17 protein-coding genes and 2 pseudogenes are annotated in these 20054 nt (G+C 63.4%); 6 read left to right on the forward strand and 13 right to left on the reverse strand.

The window, feature by feature from the left end; translation table 11 throughout:
* Positions 1 to 41: 41 nt before the first annotated feature.
* Positions 42 to 410: a hypothetical protein gene (locus tag CSV86_RS22260; protein WP_009395319.1), complete on the reverse strand. Its 369-nt coding sequence runs from the start codon at positions 408 to 410 to the stop codon at positions 42 to 44.
* Positions 411 to 674: 264 nt separating this feature from the next.
* On the opposite strand from CSV86_RS22260, the gene CSV86_RS22265 reads away from it, so the two are divergent.
* Entirely contained in the window at positions 675 to 2744 is a 2070-nt protein-coding gene (locus CSV86_RS22265; RefSeq protein WP_009395316.1) for an AsmA family protein, read from the forward strand.
* A gap of 90 nt (positions 2745 to 2834) precedes the next feature.
* Here CSV86_RS22265 and CSV86_RS22270 read toward each other — a convergent pair.
* From CSV86_RS22270 to osmE, 3 genes are all read right to left on the reverse strand, one after another.
* A protein-coding gene (locus CSV86_RS22270; protein ID WP_085982835.1) for an IS3 family transposase occupies positions 2835 to 4201 on the reverse strand; the annotation gives its coding sequence in 2 pieces (ribosomal slippage) (positions 2835 to 3736 and positions 3736 to 4201; 1368 coding nt in all).
* 105 nt (positions 4202 to 4306) lie between these two features.
* Complete coding sequence (locus tag CSV86_RS22275; RefSeq protein WP_009394328.1) at positions 4307 to 4837, reverse strand: ferritin-like domain-containing protein; 531 nt, start codon at positions 4835 to 4837, stop codon at positions 4307 to 4309.
* 91 nt (positions 4838 to 4928) lie between these two features.
* Entirely contained in the window at positions 4929 to 5267 is a 339-nt protein-coding gene (osmE, locus tag CSV86_RS22280; RefSeq protein WP_009394326.1) for an osmotically-inducible lipoprotein OsmE, read from the reverse strand.
* Positions 5268 to 5401: 134 nt separating this feature from the next.
* Between osmE and CSV86_RS22285 the strand changes: the two genes are divergently transcribed.
* The 3 genes from CSV86_RS22285 to CSV86_RS22295 all read left to right on the forward strand — a co-directional run bounded on the left by CSV86_RS22285 (position 5402) and on the right by CSV86_RS22295 (position 7790).
* Complete coding sequence (locus CSV86_RS22285) at positions 5402 to 6292, forward strand: esterase/lipase family protein (RefSeq protein ID WP_009394324.1); 891 nt, start codon at positions 5402 to 5404, stop codon at positions 6290 to 6292.
* 79 nt (positions 6293 to 6371) lie between these two features.
* Positions 6372 to 6656: a PsiF family protein gene (locus tag CSV86_RS22290; RefSeq protein WP_009394323.1), complete on the forward strand. Its 285-nt coding sequence runs from the start codon at positions 6372 to 6374 to the stop codon at positions 6654 to 6656.
* A 126-nt stretch (positions 6657 to 6782) separates the two neighbouring features.
* Complete coding sequence (locus CSV86_RS22295; protein ID WP_009394322.1) at positions 6783 to 7790, forward strand: AI-2E family transporter; 1008 nt, start codon at positions 6783 to 6785, stop codon at positions 7788 to 7790.
* Between the two features lie 89 nt (positions 7791 to 7879).
* Here the strand turns inward: CSV86_RS22295 and CSV86_RS22300 are convergent, their stop codons facing one another.
* Positions 7880 to 9148 (reverse strand): Hsp70 family protein, encoded by a 1269-nt coding sequence (locus tag CSV86_RS22300; protein WP_009394321.1) that lies wholly within the window; start codon positions 9146 to 9148, stop codon positions 7880 to 7882.
* Between the two features lie 160 nt (positions 9149 to 9308).
* Here CSV86_RS22300 and cbpA point away from each other — a divergent pair, with 160 nt between their 5' ends.
* The gene (gene cbpA / locus CSV86_RS22305) at positions 9309 to 10274 is read left to right on the forward strand and encodes a curved DNA-binding protein (RefSeq protein WP_009394320.1); all 966 of its coding nucleotides are present in this window, start codon (positions 9309 to 9311) and stop codon (positions 10272 to 10274) included.
* A gap of 2 nt (positions 10275 to 10276) precedes the next feature.
* The gene (locus tag CSV86_RS22310) at positions 10277 to 10579 is read left to right on the forward strand and encodes a chaperone modulator CbpM (protein ID WP_009394319.1); all 303 of its coding nucleotides are present in this window, start codon (positions 10277 to 10279) and stop codon (positions 10577 to 10579) included.
* Between the two features lie 118 nt (positions 10580 to 10697).
* Here the strand turns inward: CSV86_RS22310 and CSV86_RS22315 are convergent, their stop codons facing one another.
* The 8 genes and pseudogenes from CSV86_RS22315 to CSV86_RS22350 form a co-directional block, all read right to left on the reverse strand.
* Positions 10698 to 11219 carry a GNAT family N-acetyltransferase gene (locus tag CSV86_RS22315; RefSeq protein WP_009394318.1) on the reverse strand — a complete coding sequence of 174 codons (522 nt, stop codon included), beginning with the start codon at positions 11217 to 11219 and terminating at the stop codon, positions 10698 to 10700.
* 34 nt (positions 11220 to 11253) lie between these two features.
* Entirely contained in the window at positions 11254 to 11952 is a 699-nt protein-coding gene (gene urtE / locus CSV86_RS22320; RefSeq protein WP_009394316.1) for an urea ABC transporter ATP-binding subunit UrtE, read from the reverse strand.
* Positions 11953 to 12091: 139 nt separating this feature from the next.
* Complete coding sequence (urtD, locus tag CSV86_RS22325) at positions 12092 to 12943, reverse strand: urea ABC transporter ATP-binding protein UrtD (RefSeq protein ID WP_009394315.1); 852 nt, start codon at positions 12941 to 12943, stop codon at positions 12092 to 12094.
* Entirely contained in the window at positions 12940 to 14019 is a 1080-nt protein-coding gene (gene urtC, locus CSV86_RS22330) for an urea ABC transporter permease subunit UrtC (RefSeq protein WP_009394314.1), read from the reverse strand. The genes urtD and urtC overlap by 4 nt, the downstream gene beginning before the upstream one ends.
* Positions 14019 to 15518, reverse strand: coding sequence for an urea ABC transporter permease subunit UrtB (gene urtB / locus CSV86_RS22335; protein ID WP_009394313.1), 1500 nt, complete (start codon positions 15516 to 15518; stop codon positions 14019 to 14021). Before urtB ends, urtC begins: the two co-directional genes overlap by 1 nt.
* Before the next feature lie 135 nt (positions 15519 to 15653).
* A pseudogene (gene urtA, locus CSV86_RS22340) lies at positions 15654 to 16918 on the reverse strand (urea ABC transporter substrate-binding protein).
* A 213-nt stretch (positions 16919 to 17131) separates the two neighbouring features.
* Positions 17132 to 18543 (reverse strand): annotated as a pseudogene (cycA, locus tag CSV86_RS22345) (D-serine/D-alanine/glycine transporter).
* 96 nt (positions 18544 to 18639) lie between these two features.
* Complete coding sequence (locus CSV86_RS22350) at positions 18640 to 20028, reverse strand: PepSY-associated TM helix domain-containing protein (RefSeq protein ID WP_009394309.1); 1389 nt, start codon at positions 20026 to 20028, stop codon at positions 18640 to 18642.
* Positions 20029 to 20054: the final 26 nt, after the last annotated feature.

Raw genomic sequence — 20054 nt, forward strand, 5'->3', positions numbered from 1 at the left:
GAGGACTGCGCGCGGGTAGCTGTTGTTTTCGCGCATAGGCATCAGCTCACCCGGTTGTTGCGTTCGATCACTCGGTCGGAACCGCCTTCGGCAACGCGGTTGGCACGTTCGATGGCACGGTCGGAACCGCCTTCGGCGACACGGTTGGCGCGGTCGATCACACGGTCACCACCACCTTCGGCAACCCGGTTGGCACGTTCGATGGCGCGGTCGGAGCCGCCTTCGGCAACCCGGTTGGCACGTTCGATCACACGGTCCGAACCGCCTTCAGCCAAGGTGTTCAACGGCTGGGAAACAGTGGCCGAACTGGAACGGGCTTCGGCGGACAGGTGTTGATCGGCGGCCGGTACGGCGAAGGCACTGGTGGCCAGGACAGAGAGAGCAAGGCTGAGCAGCAATTGGCGTTTCATGGTTCGGATCTCCTTGGGGAGGGCAACTAAGTGGGTACGGGGCCAATGCTACTCTTGGAAATTGGATAGAAAAGTTCATAAAGATAATGGTAACAATCAACGGCATTGATATATTCCCCCGGCCGCTCTAGCCCGCGCCTTTCCCGAGTGTGTTAGTAGGAATTGACCAGGCCATTCGGGCGAAACCCCTCGCCGTTTCGTCAGTCCCAAGTACAAGTGCGTGGTTCACGCACCCCTGCCTTGCTGTCACAGGAGAACCGTGCAATGACGCGCCCCGCCAAAATCGCCACCTGGATCCTGGCCAGCCTTGCGCTGATCCTGGTGCTGCTGGTGATCTTCATCGCCACTTTCAACTGGAACCGGGTCAAGCCGTTTCTCAACGAAAAGGTCTCGGAGGCCTTGCACAGGCCCTTCGCTATCAATGGCGATCTCTCCGTGCACTGGCGCCGCCAGCCCGAGGAGGGCGGCTGGCGGGCCTGGGTGCCGTGGCCGCAATTCACTGCCCAGGACCTGACCCTGGGCAACCCGGAGTGGCTCAAGGAGCCGCAGATGGTCGGTCTGCAGCAGGTGGATTTCCGTCTCTCGCCGCTACCGCTGCTGGCGCAGCGCATCGTCATTCCGCGCATCGACCTCAAGCTGCCCACCGCCAGCCTCAAGCGCCTGGCTGATGGCCGGGCCAACTGGACCTTCGATTTCGGGCCCAAGGATGAAAACGCCGAGCCATCCAGTTGGGTGCTGGATATCGGTGCCATCGGTTTCGACAAGGGCCAGGTGGCCTTCGATGACGCCACCTTGAAGACCAATGTCCAGGTGCAGGTCGATCCCTTGGGCAAGCCGATCCCGTTCGGCGACATCGTCGGCAAAAGCGCCGCCGAGAAGACCGCCAAGGAGCACGGCAATGCCCAGGACTACGCCTTCGGTTTCAAGGCCAAGGGCACCTACAAGGGCGAGGCGTTGACCGGCGAAGGCAAGATCGGCGGCCTGCTGGCCCTGCAGGATGCGACCCAGCCGTTCCCGGTGCAGGTGGACGTCAGCATCGGCAAAACCCGCGCTATCGTGGCCGGTACCCTGACCGATCCACGTAATCTCGGGGCGCTCGATCTCCGCCTGAAGCTCTCCGGCGCCAGCCTCGCCAATCTCTATCCGTTGACCGGCGTGACCCTGCCGGACACCCCGCCGTACCAGACCGACGGGCACCTGATTGCCAAGCTGCACGAGCCGGGCGGAGCGCTGTTCCGCTATGAAGGCTTCAATGGCAAGATCGGCGACAGCGACATCCATGGTGATCTGGCCTTCGTTTCCAGCCAGCCGCGGCCCAAGCTCAGTGGCAAGCTGGTGTCGAATCAACTGCTGTTCAAGGATCTCGCGCCGTTGATCGGTGCCGATTCCAACGCCCAGCAGAAAGCCCGTGGCGGCGCGGCGAAGCAGCCGGGTGACAAGGTGCTGCCGGTCGAGGAATTCCGCACCGAGCGCTGGCGGACGATGGATGCCGACGTGGCCTTCACCGGCAAGCGCATCGTGCAGACCGAGGAACTGCCGTTCACCGACCTCGACACCCATGTAATCCTCGACGACGGCCTGTTGCGCCTGGAGCCGCTGTCGTTCGGTGTTGCCGGTGGCAAGCTGGCGATGCAGGTGCGCCTCGACGGACGCACCACGCCCATGCAGGGCCGGGCGAAATTGACCGCGCGGGATCTCAAGCTCAAGCAACTGTTCCCGACCTTCGAACCCATGAAGACCAGCTTCGGTGCATTGAATGGCGATGCCGATATCAGTGGTCGCGGCAATTCGGTGGCAGCCCTGCTGGGTACCGCAAACGGCGATCTGAAACTGCTGATCAACGACGGTGCGGTGAGCCGCAGCCTGATGGAGATTGCCGGCCTTAACGTTGGCAACTACGTGGTTGGCAAGCTGTTCGGTGATAACGAAGTCAAGATCAATTGCGCCGCTACCGATGTGGGGATCAAGAACGGCCTGGCGACTACCCGGCTGTTCGTATTCGACACCGAGAACGCGGTGATCTACGTCACCGGCACGGCCAACTTCGCCACCGAGCAACTGGACCTGAAGATCAATCCGGAATCCAAGGGCCTGCGCCTGTTTTCGCTGCGTTCGCCGTTGTACGTACGCGGTTCGTTCGCCAATCCGTCGGCAGGCGTACAGGCCGTGCCGCTGGCCTTGCGCGGGGCAGGAATGGTGGCGCTGGGCGTGGCGGCGGGTCCGGCGGCCGGGTTGCTGGCGCTGATCGCTCCGAGCAGTGGCGATGAGCCGAACCGTTGCACGCCGTTGCTGGAGCAGATGCGGGCCGGGAAAGCGCCCAAGACGGTGAAGTAACCGAGGGCCCTATCGCTGGCAAGCCAGCTCCCACAGGTCCGGTGTATGCAGTTGAGCTGCGCCCCGGATGTTGGACACTTTTGTCTAAAGCTATGCGGCTTGTGCTCTGTACGCTACAGGGCTCAGGCCGCCGAGCTTCATCTTGATACGTTCGTGGTTGTAGTAGCGGATGTAATCATCAATCCCAGCGCGTAATTGCTCGATGCTCTCAAATTTCTCGCGGTAGAAATACTCCGACTTCAGCGTGCCGAAAAAGCTTTCCATCGCCGCATTGTCCAGGCAGTTGCCCTTGCGCGACATGCTCTGTTCCAAGCCCGCTTCTTTCAAGCGCTGGCGGTAATCCGGATAGCGATAATGCCATCCCTGATCTGAGTGCAGCATCGGCTTACTGTCAGCCGGCAGCTTCTCCAGCGCTCGTTCAAGCATCGTTCCCACCAGGGTGTAACGCGGCCGAGTATCCGTTTGATAGGCCACGATCTCCCCGTTGTACAAGTCCAGAACTGGCGACAGATAAAGCTTTTCTCCAGCCACCTTGAACTCGGTAACGTCTGTCACCCATTTCTGATTCGGCTGATCAGCAGCGAACTCCCGGTTCATGGTGTTCGGCGATGCTTCGTCCATCAGCCCTCTGTACGACTTGTATTTCTTCGGTCGTACCGTGCACTTGAGGTCCAACTCGCCCATGAGGCGGCGCACTTTCTTGCCGTTGATCACGTGCCCTTTCTGGCGCAGCGCAGCGGTCATGCGACGATAACCATACCGGCCCCTGTGGTGCTCCTGAATGCCCCGCATCGCCTGTTTCAGTGGAGCGTACTTATCCTCGGCGCCCTCGTCCCCGAAGTAGGTGTAGTAAGTGCTACGAGGCAAACCAGCAGCGATCAGCAGGTATTTCAGCCTGAACTGTCGGCGCAGCGCGGTAATCAGCTGGGCTTTTTCCTTGCTGCCCGGATCTGCCTGAGCTTCGCCTCCTCTAACTCCTCGAGCTTTTTTAGGTAGGCGTTCTCCGCTTCAAGCATGCGAACTTTCTCTAGTAACTCTTTGGGCGAGAGGTCCTCGTTACGCACGGCTGCAGGCTTGGAGGACTTGGCGGAAGGCTTAGGCATGGTGCGGGTTGAACTCTTTTCTACAGAAAGCTGGTTTGCGAGCCCGTCACTGTAATACTGGCGCAGCCATCTGCCCAGCTGACTAGAGTTACCTAGGTTGAACAACGCTGCGGCGGCGCGCTGAGAAAGACGGTCATTTAGCATGCGGTGAAGCACCGTAATCTTGAATTCGGCGCTGTGGCGCTGATGGCGACGCTCAAGGCTGGACCTGCCGTGTTGCTGATAGGCCACGACCCAACGGCGAAGCAAGGTGGGATCTATCTGGAACTGGTTCGCCACATGACGGAAACCTCGGCCTCGCTTGAGGAAGGCTTCGATGGCGGACAACTTGAACTGCTTTGAATACTTGGTCATGCAAAACACCCCGGTGTTGGATTTTTTGTCCAACATCCGGGGCGCAGCTCAAGTACCTGTGGGAGCTGGCTTGCCAGCGATGAGGCCCTCAAGGGCAATAGAGAATCAGAGGCCTTGCAGCAGGTCCGCCATGTCATCCGCATGCTCTTCTTCCTGAGCCAGGATGTCCTCGAAGATGCGCCGCGTAGTCGGATCGCTGTCGCCAATGAAGCGCACGATCTCACGGTAGCTGTCGATGGCGATCCGCTCGGCCACCAGGTCCTCCAACACCATTTCCTTCAGGGTGGTTCCCGCCACGTACTGGGCATGGGAATTCTTGCTCAGGTTGTCCGGGTTCAGGTCCGGCTCGCCGCCCAGTTGCACGATGCGCTCGGCCAGCTTGTCGGCATGCTCCTGCTCCTGGTTGGCATGCTCCAGGAACTCCGCCGCCGCGACGCTCGCCTTGATCCCGCTGGCCATGTAGTAGTGGCGCTTGTAGCGCAAGGTGCAGACCCACTCGGTGGCCAGCGCTTCGTTCAGCAGGCGCAGGATGGTCTGGCGGTCGGCGGTGTAGCCCTCGGTCACGGCGCCTTGCTCCACATGCTGGCGGGCGCGTTCGCGAAGGGTTTGGACATCGGTCAGTTCTACGGTGCTCATGATTTTCTCCAGGCTGGAAAACGGGCGCGCCGCGCTCTGGGGGCGCGGTCGCTACATCAGGTACGAGTACGGCGAAGCGGCAAAAGTTTTATCAGCCGCGGCCTTCGCGTCGGTCTTGTTCGCGTTGTTCGCAGGTTTTGAAGCCCTTGTCGTCGACATGCCCGGTGGCGTCGAAGCGCACGTAGTAGGGCTGTTGATGGCCTTCCTTGTTGAGGATGTAGTTATTGCAGGTACCGCCGTTGGGCAGGTCGATGACCGTGGACGGGCTGCCGCCGATAGCGATGACCTTCTGCATGGTCATGCCGTTTTCCACTTGCTTGACCAGCGGCTGGTCACGGTAGGTGACGTGATCCACCGGATTTTCCGGATTGCTGCTGCAACCGATCAGGGTGGCGCTTGCCAGAAGTGCTGCCAGGGCGTGCTTGTACATGGTCGTGCATCCTCGTGGTGGGCCGTCGTGGGCCGATATCGGTTTGGAACCGCAAGCGGCGACGGGAGTTCGATTGCGATTGCCATCGTTTCGCCTGTAGGGTTGGCCGATCACTTCACGAACCGGGAGCCGTCATGTCGCAAGCGCTCGCCACGCGTTATCCCCTGGTGCTGGTGCCGGGCATGCTCGGCTTCGTTCGCCTGCTGCTGTATCCGTACTGGTTCGGCATCGTCAGGGCCTTGCGCCGCGGTGGGGCGCAGGTTTACCCGGTCCAGGTGTCGCCGCTGCACAGCACCGAGGTGCGCGGCGAGCAGTTGCTGCGAATCATCGAGGACCTGCGCCAGCGTACCGGGGTGGACAAGGTCAATCTGCTCGGCCACAGCCAGGGCGCCCTGACTGCTCGCTATGTCGCGGCGAAACGCCCGGAGTGGGTGGCCTCGGTGACCTCCATCGCCGGGCCCAACCATGGCTCGGAACTGGCCGACCATATCGAGCGCGAGTACCCGGGCGATTCGCCGCGAGGACGCGTGCTCAAGGCCGTGCTGCATGGCCTGGCCTGCTTGATGGGCGTCCTGGAAACCGGCTGGAAGGGCCCCAGGTTGCCCATCGACGTGCATGCCTCGCACCTGTCCCTGACGTCCAGCGGCGTCGCCCGTTTCAACCAGCTTTATCCACAGGGCTTGCCGGATACCTGGGGCGGAGAAGGCGCGGCCGAGGTCAATGGTGTGCGCTATTACTCCTGGTCCGGGGTACTCAAGCCAGGCATCACCGATCGCGGGTTGAACCGCCTGGATGGCAGCAACCGTTTCTGCCGCCTGTTCTCACGCACTTTCGTACGTGAGCGAGGGCAGTGCGACGGCATGGTCGGGCGCTTCAGTTCACATCTGGGGCAGGTGATCGGCGACGACTATCCCCTCGACCACCTGGACATCGTCAACCAGTCCCTCGGTGCGGTGGGCAAGGGCGCACAGCCGGTGAAGCTGTTCCTTGAGCACGCCGCGCGGCTCAAGGCGGCGGGCTGCTAGGCCTGGCGAGAGATGTAAAAAATCTTGTCTAAACTCCACTGACGGCCGCGCCTCCATCGCGGCGATCAGGAGAGTCACCATGAAGATGTTGCGTGTGCCGTTGCTGTTGCTGGGCCTGCTCATGGCGTCACAGGGCTTCGCCGCTACCGCCCAACAGGAAAAGATGAAGACCTGCAACGCCGACGCGACCGCCAAGGCGCTCAAGGGCGATGAACGCAAGGCGTTCATGAGCGACTGCCTCAAGGCCAAGGCCCCTGCGACCCAGCAGGAAAAGATGAAGACCTGCAACGCTGACGCCACCGCCAAGGCGCTCAAGGGCGATGAGCGCAAGACCTACATGAGCGACTGCCTGAAAAAGAAATGACCTGACCCGCCCGCGCGCCATTGCTCTGGAGCAATGGCGCGCTGCTCGCCGTCGCCCACCCCCTATGCCTGTTCACAGAAGGCTGGCAGACTGCCGCCTTTGTCGTCTTCGGCTGTCTGAGGTTGTATGACTTTTACCCAGCGTCAGGTCGTGCTGGCCAGTTGGATCATCATATTCACCGGCTTGCTGCTGGTATTGCCACTCAAGTTATTGCCGAGCCTGCTGGCCGGATTGCTGGTGTTCGAGCTGGTCAACATGCTCACGCCCAAGCTCCAGCACGTGATCGCCGGGCCGCGTGCGCGCTGGCTGGCGGTGGCCCTGCTTGGCACCTTGGTAGTCAGCACCCTTACGCTGATCTTCGCCGGGGCCATCAGCTTCCTTTTGCACGAGGCGGAAAACCCCGGGGCCTCCCTGGACCGCTTCATGCTCCTGGTAGACCAGGCTCGCGGCCAGTTGCCGCCGTTCATCGACGCCTATCTGCCGGCGAGCGCCGCAGAGTTCAAGGTCGCCATCGGCGACTGGCTCAAGACTCACCTGGGCGAACTGCAACTGGTGGGCAAGGGGGCGGCGCATATGTTCGTCACCCTGCTGATCGGCATGATTCTCGGCGCCATCGTTGCCTTGCAGCGGATTCCCGATATCTCCCGGCGCAAACCGCTGGCGGCGGCGCTGTTCGAGCGCCTGGCGCTGCTGGTGCAGGCGTTTCGCAACATCGTCTTCGCGCAGATCAAGATTTCCCTGCTCAACACGGCATTCACCGGGGTGTTCCTTGCCGTGGTGCTGCCACTGTTCGGCGTGCATCTGCCGCTGACCAAGACCCTGATCGTGCTGACCTTTCTGCTTGGCCTGCTGCCGGTGATCGGCAACCTGATGTCCAACACCCTGATCACCATCGTCGGCCTGTCGCTGTCGGTATGGGTGGCGGTGGCGGCGCTGGGCTACCTGATCGTCATCCACAAGGTCGAGTACTTCCTCAACGCGCGGATCGTCGGCGGGCAGATCAGTGCCAAGTCGTGGGAGCTGCTGCTGGCGATGCTGGTGTTCGAGGCGGCGTTCGGGCTGCCCGGGGTGGTGGCGGGGCCGATCTACTATGCCTACCTGAAGAGTGAGTTGAAGCGGGTGGAGCTGGTCTGAAGCCTTGTGCTGACTGACCCGGCCCTATCGCTGGCAAGCCAGCTCCCACAGCCTGTGGGAGCTGGCTTGCCAGCGATGAGGCCCTCGAGTCAGGCGCCGTAGCGCTTGCGCGCCTCGATCGCCAGCCCGCTGCCGATGCTGCCGAAGATGTTGCCTTCCACATGCCGCGCGTTCGGCAGCATCGCCGCCACGCTCTGGCGCAGTGCCGGGATGCCGCTGGAACCGCCGGTGAAGAACACCGTGTCCACCTGGCCCACGCTCACGCCGGCCTTGAGCAGCAGCTCGTCGACGCTGCCGCGTACGCGCTCCAGCAGGTTGTCGATCGATGCTTCGAACAGTGCCCGGGTCAGGTCCACGTGCAGGTCCTTCTCGATCCGGCTCAGGTCCACCAAGCGATTGTCGGCATGGGTCAGCTCGATCTTGGTCGCTTCCACTTCCATTGCCAGCCAGTGCCCGGCGCGCTGGTCGATCAGCTTGAACAGGCGATCGATGCCCAGGGTGTCCTCGATGTCATAGCGCATGCTGCCCAAGGCCAGTTGCGATTTCTGCGAGTACACCGAGTTGATGGTGTGCCAGGTGGCCAGGTTGAGGTGGTAGCTGGTGGGCATCAGCGCCTGGCTTTTCATCCGGCTGCCATAGCCGAACAGCGGCATCACGCCTTGCAGGCTGAGCTGCTTGTCGAAGTCGGTACCGCCGATGTGCACGCCGCCGGTGGCGAGGATGTCGTCGTGGCGATCGTCGAGCATATGACGCTCGGGGGCCAGGCGAATCAAGGAAAAGTCCGAGGTACCACCGCCGATGTCGACGATCAGCACCAGTTCCTCGCGCTCGATCCCCGACTCGTAGTCGTAGGCCGCCGCGATGGGCTCGTACTGGAAGGACACGTCCTTGAAGCCGATCTTGCGTGCCACTTCGGCCAGGGTGTCCTCGGCCTCCTGGTCTGCAGCCTGGTCGTCATCGACGAAATGTACCGGACGGCCCAGCACCACCTGCTCGAACGCGCGGCCGGCATTGGCTTCGGCGCGCTTTTTCAGCTCGCCGATGAACATCCCCAGCAGGTCCTTGAACGGCAGGGCAGTGCCCAGCACGCTGGTGTCATGCTTGATCAGCTTTGAACCGAGCAGGCTCTTCAGCGATCGCATAAGACGACCCTCGTAGCCTTCCAGGTATTCGTGCAGGGCCAGGCGACCATAGACCGGGCGGCGTTCCTCGATATTGAAGAACACCACCGAAGGCAGGGTGATCTTGCCGTCCTCGAGAACGATCAGCGTCTCTTCGCCGGGACGATGCCAGCCGACGGTGGAGTTTGACGTGCCGAAGTCGATACCACAGGCACGGGCCGGGGATGCGTGATTCATGGAAACGGTTCCGGGGGAAAAACGGCCGCGCAGTGTATGCCAGTTGCGCACAGAATCAAGACCGATTATCTGCCGCGCGACAACACCCCGGGCACCTTGAAAGGCTATGCTTGACCCCAATCTTCAGAGGCAGTGCATTTAACCGACGGTGATTCCTTCGATGGATTTCAAAGACTATTACAAGATACTGGGCGTCGAGCCGACGGCGGACGACAAGGCGATCAAGACCGCCTACCGCAAGCTGGCCCGCAAGTATCACCCGGACGTCAGCAAAGAGCGTGACGCCGAAGAGAAGTTCAAGGAGGCCAACGAGGCCTACGAAGTGCTCGGCAGCCCGGACAAGCGCGCCGAATACGATGAGATCCGCAAGTACGGCGGCCAGCATGGCCGGCCGTTCCAGGCCCCGCCCGGCTGGGAAAGCCGTGGCGGCGCCGGTGGCGGTGGCTTCGGTGGTGGCGATTTCTCGGATTTCTTCAGCTCGATCTTCGGATCGGCCGGTCGTGGCAACGGCAATCCGTTCGGCCGTGGTCAACAGCAGCGCAGCAGCGGTCGGCGAGGTCAGGACGTGGAAATGGAACTTGCAGTGTTCCTTGAGGAAACCCTGGCCAACGAATCGAAGAAGATCAGCTTCCAGGTGCCCCAGTACAACGCCATGGGCCAGCGCACCGGCGACACCACCAAGACCCTCAACGTCAAGATCCCCGCCGGGGTGACCGACGGCGAGCGCATCCGCCTCAAGGGCCAGGGCGCGCCGGGTGTTGGAGGCGGGGCGAATGGCGACCTGTACCTGGTCATCCGCTTCGCACCTCACCCGCTGTTCGATGTCGAAGGTCATGACCTGATCATCACCGTGCCCCTGGCGCCGTGGGAAGCGGCTCTGGGCACCAAGGTGGAAATGCCGACCCTCACCGGCAAGGTCAACCTCACCATCCGCCCGGACAGCCAAAGCGGCCAGCGCCTGCGGATCAAGGGCATGGGCCTGGCCAACAAGCAGGGCCAGCGCGGCGACCTTTACGCGCAGCTCAAGGTGGTGATGCCGGCGCAATCGGATGCCGCCACCCGTGAACTGTGGAACAAACTGTCGGAGAAGGCCGGGTTCAACCCGCGAACTCAATGGAGTAAGTGACCATGAGTAGCACCCTGATCGTTCAGCTGGACATGCGTACCTTTTGCCAGGAGGCCGACCTTACGGCCGATTGCGTGATGCAAATCGTCGAACACGGCATCGTTGAACCATCGGGGCGAACGCCTGAGGAATGGCTGTTCGACGACCGCTCGCCGGTTCTGGCCAAGCGCGCCGCGCGGTTGCACGCGGAGCTGGAACTGGAATGGGAAGGCGTTGCGCTGGCGCTGGAGCTGCTGGAGGAAGTGCAGCAACTGCGCAGCGAGAACGTCATGTTGCGCCAGCGTCTGGGGCGGTTCGTGCAGTGATCTTTCGGGCCTCATCGCTGGCAAGCCAGCTCCCACAGGTTCAGCGGTGCACGCGGTCCCTGTGGGAGCTGGCTTGTCGGATCGCCGCACCGCAGCGATGAGGCCCTGAAGAACACCATCAATTGGGCGGCAAAGCCCCCGGATTCAACACCAACTGCATAAAGGTCAGATCCAGCCACCGCCCGAACTTCACCCCCACCTGCGGCATCTCGCCGGTCACCCGGAATCCCAGCCGCTCATGCAGCCGGATCGAAGCAGCATTGCCGCTCTCGATCGCCGCCACCATCACATGCTTGCCACACTGGCGCGCCCGCTCGATCAGGGCTTCCATCAACGTCGGCCCCAATCCGTGCCCACGCTGGTCGGCGCGGATATACACCGAATGTTCCACGGTATGCCGGAACCCTTCGAAAGGCCGCCAATCGCCGAACGAGGCGTAGCCAGCAACTTCTCCCGCGTCGTCCACGGCGACGATGACCGGGTATCCCTGCGCCTGTCGCCCGTCGAACCAGGCCTGCCGGTTCGCCAGGTCCACCGGCTGTTCGTTCCAGATCGCCGTGGTGTTGAGCACGGCGTCGTTGTAGATGGCGCGGATACCCGGCAAATCGGCGGGGCTGGCGTCGCGGAAGGTGTGAGGCATGGCAGTTGTCCACAGGGTAGGGCAGGGCGCCAGATTAAATGGTTACCAGCCCGCGCACACCTTCGGCTTCCATGTTTTCGCCACGGCCCTGCTGGACGATCTCGCCCCGCGACATCACCAGGTACTGGTCGGCCAGCTCGGCGGCGAAGTCGTAGAACTGCTCCACCAGCAGGATCGCCATGTCGCCGCGGGCCGCCAGTTTGCTGATCACCGCGCCGATTTCCTTGATCACCGAGGGCTGGATGCCTTCGGTGGGTTCGTCGAGGATCAACAGCCGCGGACGACTGGCCAGCGCCCGGCCGATGGCCAACTGTTGCTGCTGGCCGCCGGAGAGGTCGCCGCCGCGCCGGTGTTTCATCTGCAGCAGCACCGGGAACAGCTCATAAATGAACTCGGGCACTTTCTTCGCCTCGCTGGCGCCGAAGCGCGACAGGCCCATCAGCAGGTTTTCCTCGACGGTGAGGCGCGGGAAGATCTCGCGGCCCTGGGGCACGTAGGCGATCCCGGCCTGGACCCGCTGGTGCGGCTTGAGCTGGGTGATAGCCTGGCCTTCCCAGCTGACGCTGCCGTCGCGGGCCGGCACCAGGCCCATCAGGCAGCGCAGCAGGGTGGTCTTGCCCACGCCGTTGCGCCCGAGCAGGCAGGTGACTTCACCGACCTTGGCCTCGAACGACAGGCCGCGCAGGATATGGCTGCCGCCGTAGTACTGGTGCAGGGAATCGATTTTCAGCATGTGTTATTCCTTGGGAACTGTGTGGAACCCATCGCTGCGGTTCGGCGGTCCGACAAGCCAGCTCCCACAGGTCCGGTGCATGCAGGACCCTGTGGGAGCTGGCTTGCCAGCGATTGGGGGCAACTCGGTCCAAAGCCGGTCACCGCCCTAGATAAACCTCGATCACCCGATCATCCGCCTGCACCTGTGCCAGCGACCCTTCCGCCAGCACACTGCCCTGGTGCAGCACGGTGACGTGGTCGGCGATGCTGCCGACGAAGCCCATGTCGTGCTCCACCACCATCAGCGAGTGCTTGCCGGCAAGGCTCTTGAACAGTTCGGCGGTGAACTCGGTCTCGGCGTCGGTCATGCCGGCCACCGGCTCATCGAGCAGCAGCAATTGCGGGTCCTGCATCAGCAGCATGCCGATCTCGAGGAACTGCTTCTGCCCGTGGGACAGCAGCCCCGCCGGGCGATTGCGCGAAGGCTCCAGGCGAATGGTGGCCAGCACCTCGTCGATCCGCGTGCGCTGCTCGCCGCTGAGCCGCGCGCCGAGGCAGGCCCATACCGACTTGTCGGTCTTCTGTGCCAGCTCCAGGTTCTCGAACACCGTCAGCGCCTCGAATACCGTGGGCTTCTGGAACTTGCGGCCGATCCCGGCCTGGGCGATCTGCACTTCGCTCATGCGGGTCAGGTCGAGGGTGTCGCCGAACCAGGCCTTGCCGCTGGTGGGGCGGGTCTTGCCGGTGATCACGTCCATCATGGTGGTCTTGCCGGCGCCATTGGGGCCGATGATGCAGCGCAGCTCACCGACGCCGATGTACAGGTTGAGGCCGTTGATGGCCTTGAAACCGTCGAAGCTGACGTTGATGTCTTCCAGGGTCAGTACCGTGCCATGGCGGGCATCGAGGCCCGGCGAAACCACCTGGCCAAGGCCGATGGCGTCGCGGCCGCTGCCTTCGTCAATGATCGGCTCCAGCATGAATTCGGGATGGATCGACGGGAATCTCATTGTTCGCCCCTTTTCTTCAACAGGCCGACCACGCCCTTGGGCAGGTACAGGGTGACCAGGATGAACAGCGCACCCAGGAAGAACAGCCAGAATTCCGGAAACGCCACGGTGAACCAGCTCTTCATGCCATTGACCAGGCCGGCGCCGAGCAGCGGGCCGATCAGGGTGCCGCGTCCGCCGAGCGCGACCCATACGGCCGCTTCGATGGAGTTGGTCGGCGACATTTCGCTCGGGTTGATGATGCCCACCTGCGGCACGTACAACGCACCGGCCAGGCCGCAAAGCACGGCGCTCAGCACCCAGATGAACAGCTTGAAGCCGCGCGGATCGTAGCCGCAGAACATCAGGCGGTTTTCGGCGTCGCGCAGGGCGGTCAGCACCCGCCCGAACTTGCTCCGGGCCAGGCGCCAGCCCAGGTAGAGGCTGGCGACCAGCAGCGCCACGGTAAGCAGGAACAGCACCGCCCGGGTGCCCTGCGCGGTGATATCGAAGCCGAGCAGGGTACGGAAGTTGGTGAAACCGTTGTTGCCGCCGAAGCCGGTCTCGTTGCGGAAGAACAGGAGCATCCCGGCGAAGGTCAGGGCCTGGGTCATGATCGAGAAGTACACGCCCTTGATCCGCGAGCGGAAGGCGAAGTAGCCGAACACCAGGGCCAGCAGCCCGGGTGCCAGCACCACCAGGCACATGGCCCAGGCGAAGTGCTGGGTGCCGGCCCAGTACCAGGGCAGCTCGCTCCACGACAGGAAGCTCATGAACGCCGGCAGCCCGTCGCCGGCGGCTTCGCGCATCAGGTACATGCCCATGGCGTAGCCGCCGAGGGCGAAGAACAGGCCGTGGCCGAGGGACAGCAGCCCGGCGTAGCCCCAGACCAGGTCCAGGGCCAGGGCGACGATGGCGTAGCAGAGGATCTTGCCCACGAGGGTCAAGGTGTAGGCCGAGACCTGCAGGGCGTGGCCGTCCGGCAGCAGCGAAAGCAGCGGCAACGCGACCAGTACCAGCAGGACGACGGCGCCGATGGCCAGGGACAGTTTCGGTCCGGCTTTTTGCGTGGCGGTGACAAGCAGAGGCTGGTTCATCAGTCGATTACCCGTCCCTTGAGGGCGAACAGGCCTTGCGGGCGTTTCTGAATGAACAGAATGATCAGCGCAAGGATGAGGATCTTGCCGAGCACCGCACCGATCTGCGGTTCCAGCAGCTTGTTGGCGATGCCCAGGCCGAACGCGGCCCAGAGGCTGCCGGCCAGTTGCCCGACGCCGCCGAGTACCACCACCAGGAAGGAGTCGATGATGTAGCTCTGGCCGAGGTCAGGGCCGACGTTGCCGATCTGGCTCAGGGCCACGCCACCCAGGCCGGCGATGCCCGAGCCGAGGCCGAAGGCGAGCATATCGACGCGCCCGGTCGGTACGCCGCAGCAGGCTGCCATGTTGCGGTTCTGGGTCACGGCACGCACGTTGAGGCCCAGGCGCGTGCGGTTGAGCAGCAACCAGGTCAGCAGCACCACGAACAGGGCGAAGCCGATGATGACGATGCGGCTCCACGGCAGGACCAGGTTCGGCAGCACCTGAATGCCGCCGGACAGCCAGGCCGGGTTGGCGACTTCCACGTTCTGCGCGCCGAAGACCAGGCGGATGGCCTGGATCAGGATCAGGCTGATGCCCCAGGTCGCCAGCAGGGTTTCCAGTGGACGGCCATACAGATGGCGGATCACCGTGCGTTCCAGGGCCATGCCGACCCCGGCGCTGACGGCGAAGGCCACCGGCAGCGCCAGCAGCGGATAGAACTCCAGCGCGCCGGGGGCATAGCGCTGGACCATGATCTGCACCACATAGGTGGTGTAGGCACCGAGCATCAGCATCTCGCCGTGGGCCATGTTGATCACGCCGAGCAGGCCGAAGGTGATCGCCAGGCCAAGGGCCGCGAGGAGCAGGATCGAACCAAGGGACAGCCCGCTGAAGGCCTGGCCGAGGATCTCGCCGACCAGCAGCTTGCGCTTGACCTGGGCCAGGCTGGTTTCCGCGGCGGTGCGCACTCCGGCGTCACTTTCCACGGCCGGGTCGAGCAGGGCTTCGAGGCGGGTGCGGGCCATGGGGTCGCCGGTCTCGCCGAGCAGGCGCACGGCGGCGAGGCGCACCGAAGGCTCGGCGGCGGCCAGTTGCAGGTTGGCCAGGGCCAGGCCGAGAGCGGCGTGGACGCTGTCGTCCTTTTCCGTGGCGTACTGGCGGTCGAGGAAGGCGACCTGGGCCGGTTGCGCGGTTTTTTGCAGCTGCTGCGCGGCCTGCAGGCGGGTAGCCGGGTCGCCGCTGAGCAACTGATGGCTGGCCAGGGCGTTGTCCACCAGGCCGCGCAGGCGATTGTTCAGGCGCAGCTTGCGGTTGTCGTCGGGGCTGATGCGGCCTTGCTGCAGGGAGGTGAGCAGGGCCAGCCGGGCAGGATCGGGTTGCGCTGCCCATTCCTGGAGCAGGCGGGCCTGGTCGTTGGGCTTGGCGGCGGCGAAGTATTCGGCTTCGCTGGCGTGCGCGGCCAAGGGCAGCAGCAGGCACAGGGAAAGCAGGAGTCGGTAGAGGGCCTTGGGCATGGAGCGGGGTCCCTTTTTTGGTAGGGGGAGGTGCGGTGTTCTTCCGGGCCTCATCGCTGGCAAGCCAGCTCCCACAGGTCCGGTGCATGCAGGACCTTGTGGGAGCTGGCTTGCCAGCGATTGGACCTCAGGGGATCAGTTGCCCTTCACGGCATAATCCGGCCGCTTGTCATTGCCCTGGATGAACGGACTCCACGGCTGCGCCCGCAGTGGCTGCTCGGTCTCCCAGACCACGTTGAACTGCCCGTCATCCTGGATTTCGCCGATCATCACCGGCTTGTGCAGGTGGTGGTTGGTCTTGTCCATGGTCAGGGTGAAGCCGGACGGCGCCTTGAAGGTCTGCCCGGCGAGGGCTTCGCGGACCTTGTCGACATCGGTGCTGCCGGCCTTCTCCACGGCCTGCGCCCACATGTGGATGCCGACGTAGGTAGCTTCCATCGGGTCGTTTGTCACCGCCTTGTCGGCGCCCGGCAGGTTCTTCGCCTTGGCGTAGGCCTTCCAGTCGGAAACGAATTGGGTATTGACCGGGTTGTCCACCGACTCGAAGTAGTTCCAGGCGGCAAGGTGACCCACCAGCGGCTTGGTATCGATGCCGCGCAGCTCCTCTTCACCCACCGAGAAGGCCACGACCGGTACGTCGGTGGCCTTCAGGCCATGGTTGGCCAGTTCCTTGTAGAACGGCACGTTGGAGTCGCCGTTGACCGTGGAGATGACCGCAGTCTTGCCGCCGGCGGAGAATTTCTTGATGTTGGCGACGATGGTCTGGTAGTCGCTGTGGCCGAACGGGGTGTAGACCTCTTCGATGTCCTTGTCCGCCACGCCCTTGGAATGCAGGAAGGCGCGCAGGATCTTGTTGGTGGTGCGCGGATAGACGTAGTCGGTACCGAGCAGGAAGTAGCGCTTGGCCGCGCCGCCTTCCTCGCTCATCAGGTACTCAACGGCCGGGATCGCCTGCTGGTTCGGCGCCGCACCGGTGTAGAACACGTTCGGCGACATTTCCTCGCCTTCATACTGCACCGGGTAGAACAGCAGGCCGTTGAGCTCCTCGAACACCGGCAGCACCGACTTGCGCGACACCGAGGTCCAGCAGCCGAACACCACCGCGACCTTGTCCTGGGTCAGCAGCTGGCGACTTTTCTCGGCGAACAGCGGCCAGTTCGACGCCGGGTCCACCACCACCGGCTCCAGCAGTTTGCCGTTCACCCCGCCCTGGCGTTGATCTGCTCGATGGTCATCAGCGCCATGTCCTTGAGCGAGGTCTCGGAAATCGCCATGGTCCCGGACAGGGAATGCAGGATGCCGACCTTGATGGTCTCGGCGGCCTGGATGCTCCAGCTCAGGCCCATCGCGGCGATGGATGCGCTGAGGGTAAAGGCCTTGATCAGACTGCGACGCTTCATGGGTGCTCTCTCCGTTGAGTTCGTATTGGCGGTAAGGCAAATGGCGACTGCGCGGATAGAGCGATAGCAAAGGCTATGCCGGATTGTGTACAGGCTCTGGAACAAGGGTTTCGGCGGATTGTGCGCTGGCGGTGCACCGCCCTGGAGCCCAAGGCGGTGGCACGGTGCAGGCTGTTGCGCCCAGATGGTGCGCAATAGCCAGCAAGGGAAGGATCAACCCCGGGGAGCGTCGATCTGGCCGCGCGGGTGGCGGCGGCTGCGGACGAACTGATAGGTCACGGTGAGGATCAGGAACCAGATCGGGGTGACCATCAGTGCCTGGCGGGTGTCGGTCTCGAAGCTCAGCAGCACCAGGATGAAGGCGAAGAACACCAGGCATGCCCAGCACATGAAGCGGCCGCCGGGCATCTTGTATTTCGATGCCGCGTGCAGTGCTGCGCGCTGTTTGCGGTAGGTCAGCCAGGACAGCAGGATCAGCGACCAGACGAACATGAACAGCACCGCCGATACGGTGGTGACCAGGGTGAAGGCTTCGACCAGGTCGGGGATCAGGTACATCAACGCCGCGCCCAGCAGCAGGCAGGTGCAGGAGAAGTACAGGCCGTTGGCCGGCACGTCACGGTTCGACAGCTTCTCGAAGGCTTTCGGTGCATCGCCTTCCTGGGCCAGGCCGAAGAGCATGCGGCTGGTGGAGAACACGCCGCTGTTGGCCGAGGACGCGGCCGAGGTCAGCACCACGAAGTTGATCACCGCCGCCGCGGCCGGCAGCCCGGCCAGGACGAACAGCTCGACGAACGGGCTCTTGTTCGGCACCACGTCGCGCCACGGAGTGACGGCCATGATGGCGATCAGGGCGAACACGTAGAACATGATGATGCGCAGCGGGATCGAGTTGATCGCCCGGGCAGGGTGCGCTCCGGGTCCTTGGCTTCGGCGGCGGTGGTGCCGACCAGCTCGATGCCGACGAAGGCGAACACGGCGATCTGGAAGCCGGCGAAGAAGCCCATCAGGCCGTGGGGGAACATGCCCTGGTCGTTCCACAGGTTGCCCAGGCTGGCGGTATCGCCATTGGGCGACTGGAAGCCGCTGACCACCATATACAGGCCGGTGCCGATCAGGCCGAGAATGGCAACGATCTTGATCATCGCGAACCAGAACTCGATCTCGCCGAACAGCTTCACGGTGATCAGGTTCAGCGACAGCAGCACGCCGACGCAGAGGATCGCCGGTATCCACTGCGGCAGGTCGGGAAACCAGAACTGCGAGTAGGAGGCGATGGCGATCACATCGGCGATGCCGGTGATGACCCAGCAGAACCAGTAGGTCCAGCCGGTGAAATACCCGGCCCAGGGGCCCAGCAGGTCGGCGGAGAAGTCGATGAAGGATTTGTAGTTGAGGTTCGACAGCAGCAGCTCGCCCATTGCCCGCATGACGAAGAACAGCATGAAGCCGATGATCATGTAGACGAAGATGATCGAAGGTCCGGCCAGACTGATGGTCTTGCCCGAGCCCATGAACAGACCGGTCCCGATGGCACCGCCGATGGCAATCAACTGGATGTGTCGATTGGTCAGGTTGCGTTGCAGGTGATGTTCCTGCGCGTCCTTTGTAATGTCTTGATTCATTGCGTGCATTCCATAAATCGCAGTCTTCTTGTATGTGAAGCGGCGGCTAGGCTAACACGCTAGCCTGCGGGGCAGCCGCGACAAGATGACTCGACTTTAGGCGGACGCCTTGTGGGAGCTGGCCCTGGCCACCAGCAGGCGCTTGCCGAACACCCGGTCCAGTCCCCACACCACCAGCATCGACAGCCCCACCAGCGGGAACGCTACGCCCAGCACGATCATCACCACCGTCGCCACCTTCCAGCGCGGCAGGTCATGACGCAGCGGCGGAACACCGAGGCCGCCTTCGGGCCGACGCTTCCACCACATGACCAGCCCGCTCACCGAGCCGAGCAGGACCATCACGCAGATCAGCAGGATCAGCATCTGGTTGAGCCAACCGAACATCTTCCCTTCATGCAGCATCACCCCCAGCTCCGTGGCCCGGGCGACGGTGCTGTAGTCCTGCCAGCGCACATCCACCAGGACCTTGCCGGTGTACTGGTCGATATGCAGGGTGGCATCGTTGCGCGGGTCGTCGGCGAACACGGCAATGGTGAACACGCCGCTGCCGGTGCTTGGCAGGGTGATGCTGTAGCCCGGCTCGACGCCGCGTTCAGTGGCGATGTCCTCGACCTTCTGCAGGCTGACCTCGGGCGCCGCCGGGCCGCTGTCCAGGTGCATATGACCCTGGTGTTCGGCATGGGCGCCACCAGACTGCGGCATCGGCGTGTTTTCCACCGCCCAGGGCACGGTCTGCCGCGCAGCGGTATTGAGCGTGCGGGCTTCCTGGTCGGATTTCGGTACGTCATTCCACATCGCCGCCGGAAAGCGGTTCCACAGGTCGGCGTACTGCTTGCCCCAGAACCCGGTCCAGGTCATGCCGCTGAGCAGCATCAGCAACAGGACCAGCGAGCCCCAGAAACCGCTGACCGCATGCAGGTCGCGCCACAGCAGCCGTCCACGGGCATTCATCCGCGGCCAGAAGACCCCGGCGAAGCGTCCGCCACGTGGCCACCATAGGTAAAGGCCGGACACCACCAGGACGATGCCCCAGCCGGCCGCCAGTTCCACTACCCGGTCGCCGACGGTGCCGACCATCAGTTCGCCGTGCAGGGCCCGGGCCACGGCCTGCAGGTTGCTTTTGGCGTCCTGCTCGCCAAGTACCCGGCCGTTGTACGGATCGACGAACACGTTGAGTTCCTGCCCTTCGCGCTTGACCACGAACTGCGCGCTGCGGTCGGCCGCGGGTGCCGGCAGGTACTGGCTGACCTGGCCGCCCGGGTAGGCCGCCTGCACCTGCTGCAGCAGGTGATCGGCCGGATGCCGGTGATGGCCGGCCTCGACCACCATCAGCGAGCGGTACATCAGCGGATCAAGTTGTGGCTTGAACAGGTAGATGATCCCGGTGACCGCCAGCAGGATCATCACTGGCGCAACGAACAGGCCGGCATAGAAGTGCCAGCGCCACGCCAGGTTGTAGAAGGAAAACGATGGCTTGCTCATGGAACGCTCCCGAATGAGGGGCGCGG

Origin of the sequence: Pseudomonas bharatica CSV86 (genome assembly GCF_000319305.2) — a bacterium.
Taxonomy (GTDB): Bacteria; Pseudomonadota; Gammaproteobacteria; order Pseudomonadales; family Pseudomonadaceae; genus Aquipseudomonas; species Aquipseudomonas bharatica.

What these genes read in the sequence shown, in the direction of transcription:
- urtB (WP_009394313.1), bottom strand. Translation starts at nt 15,518, where the DNA reads ATGCCCAAGGCCCTCTACCGACTCCTGCTTTCCCTGTGCCTGCTGCTG.
- CSV86_RS22290 (WP_009394323.1), top strand. Translation starts at nt 6,372, where the DNA reads ATGAAGATGTTGCGTGTGCCGTTGCTGTTGCTGGGCCTGCTCATGGCG.
- CSV86_RS22315 (WP_009394318.1), bottom strand. Translation starts at nt 11,219, where the DNA reads ATGCCTCACACCTTCCGCGACGCCAGCCCCGCCGATTTGCCGGGTATC.
- CSV86_RS22310 (WP_009394319.1), top strand. Translation starts at nt 10,277, where the DNA reads ATGAGTAGCACCCTGATCGTTCAGCTGGACATGCGTACCTTTTGCCAG.
- cbpA (WP_009394320.1), top strand. Translation starts at nt 9,309, where the DNA reads ATGGATTTCAAAGACTATTACAAGATACTGGGCGTCGAGCCGACGGCG.
- urtE (WP_009394316.1), bottom strand. Translation starts at nt 11,952, where the DNA reads ATGCTGAAAATCGATTCCCTGCACCAGTACTACGGCGGCAGCCATATC.
- CSV86_RS22295 (WP_009394322.1), top strand. Translation starts at nt 6,783, where the DNA reads ATGACTTTTACCCAGCGTCAGGTCGTGCTGGCCAGTTGGATCATCATA.
- urtC (WP_009394314.1), bottom strand. Translation starts at nt 14,019, where the DNA reads ATGAACCAGCCTCTGCTTGTCACCGCCACGCAAAAAGCCGGACCGAAA.
- CSV86_RS22265 (WP_009395316.1), top strand. Translation starts at nt 675, where the DNA reads ATGACGCGCCCCGCCAAAATCGCCACCTGGATCCTGGCCAGCCTTGCG.
- CSV86_RS22285 (WP_009394324.1), top strand. Translation starts at nt 5,402, where the DNA reads ATGTCGCAAGCGCTCGCCACGCGTTATCCCCTGGTGCTGGTGCCGGGC.
- urtD (WP_009394315.1), bottom strand. Translation starts at nt 12,943, where the DNA reads ATGAGATTCCCGTCGATCCATCCCGAATTCATGCTGGAGCCGATCATT.
- CSV86_RS22260 (WP_009395319.1), bottom strand. Translation starts at nt 410, where the DNA reads ATGAAACGCCAATTGCTGCTCAGCCTTGCTCTCTCTGTCCTGGCCACC.
- CSV86_RS22350 (WP_009394309.1), bottom strand. Translation starts at nt 20,028, where the DNA reads ATGAGCAAGCCATCGTTTTCCTTCTACAACCTGGCGTGGCGCTGGCAC.
- CSV86_RS22275 (WP_009394328.1), bottom strand. Translation starts at nt 4,837, where the DNA reads ATGAGCACCGTAGAACTGACCGATGTCCAAACCCTTCGCGAACGCGCC.
- osmE (WP_009394326.1), bottom strand. Translation starts at nt 5,267, where the DNA reads ATGTACAAGCACGCCCTGGCAGCACTTCTGGCAAGCGCCACCCTGATC.
- CSV86_RS22300 (WP_009394321.1), bottom strand. Translation starts at nt 9,148, where the DNA reads ATGAATCACGCATCCCCGGCCCGTGCCTGTGGTATCGACTTCGGCACG.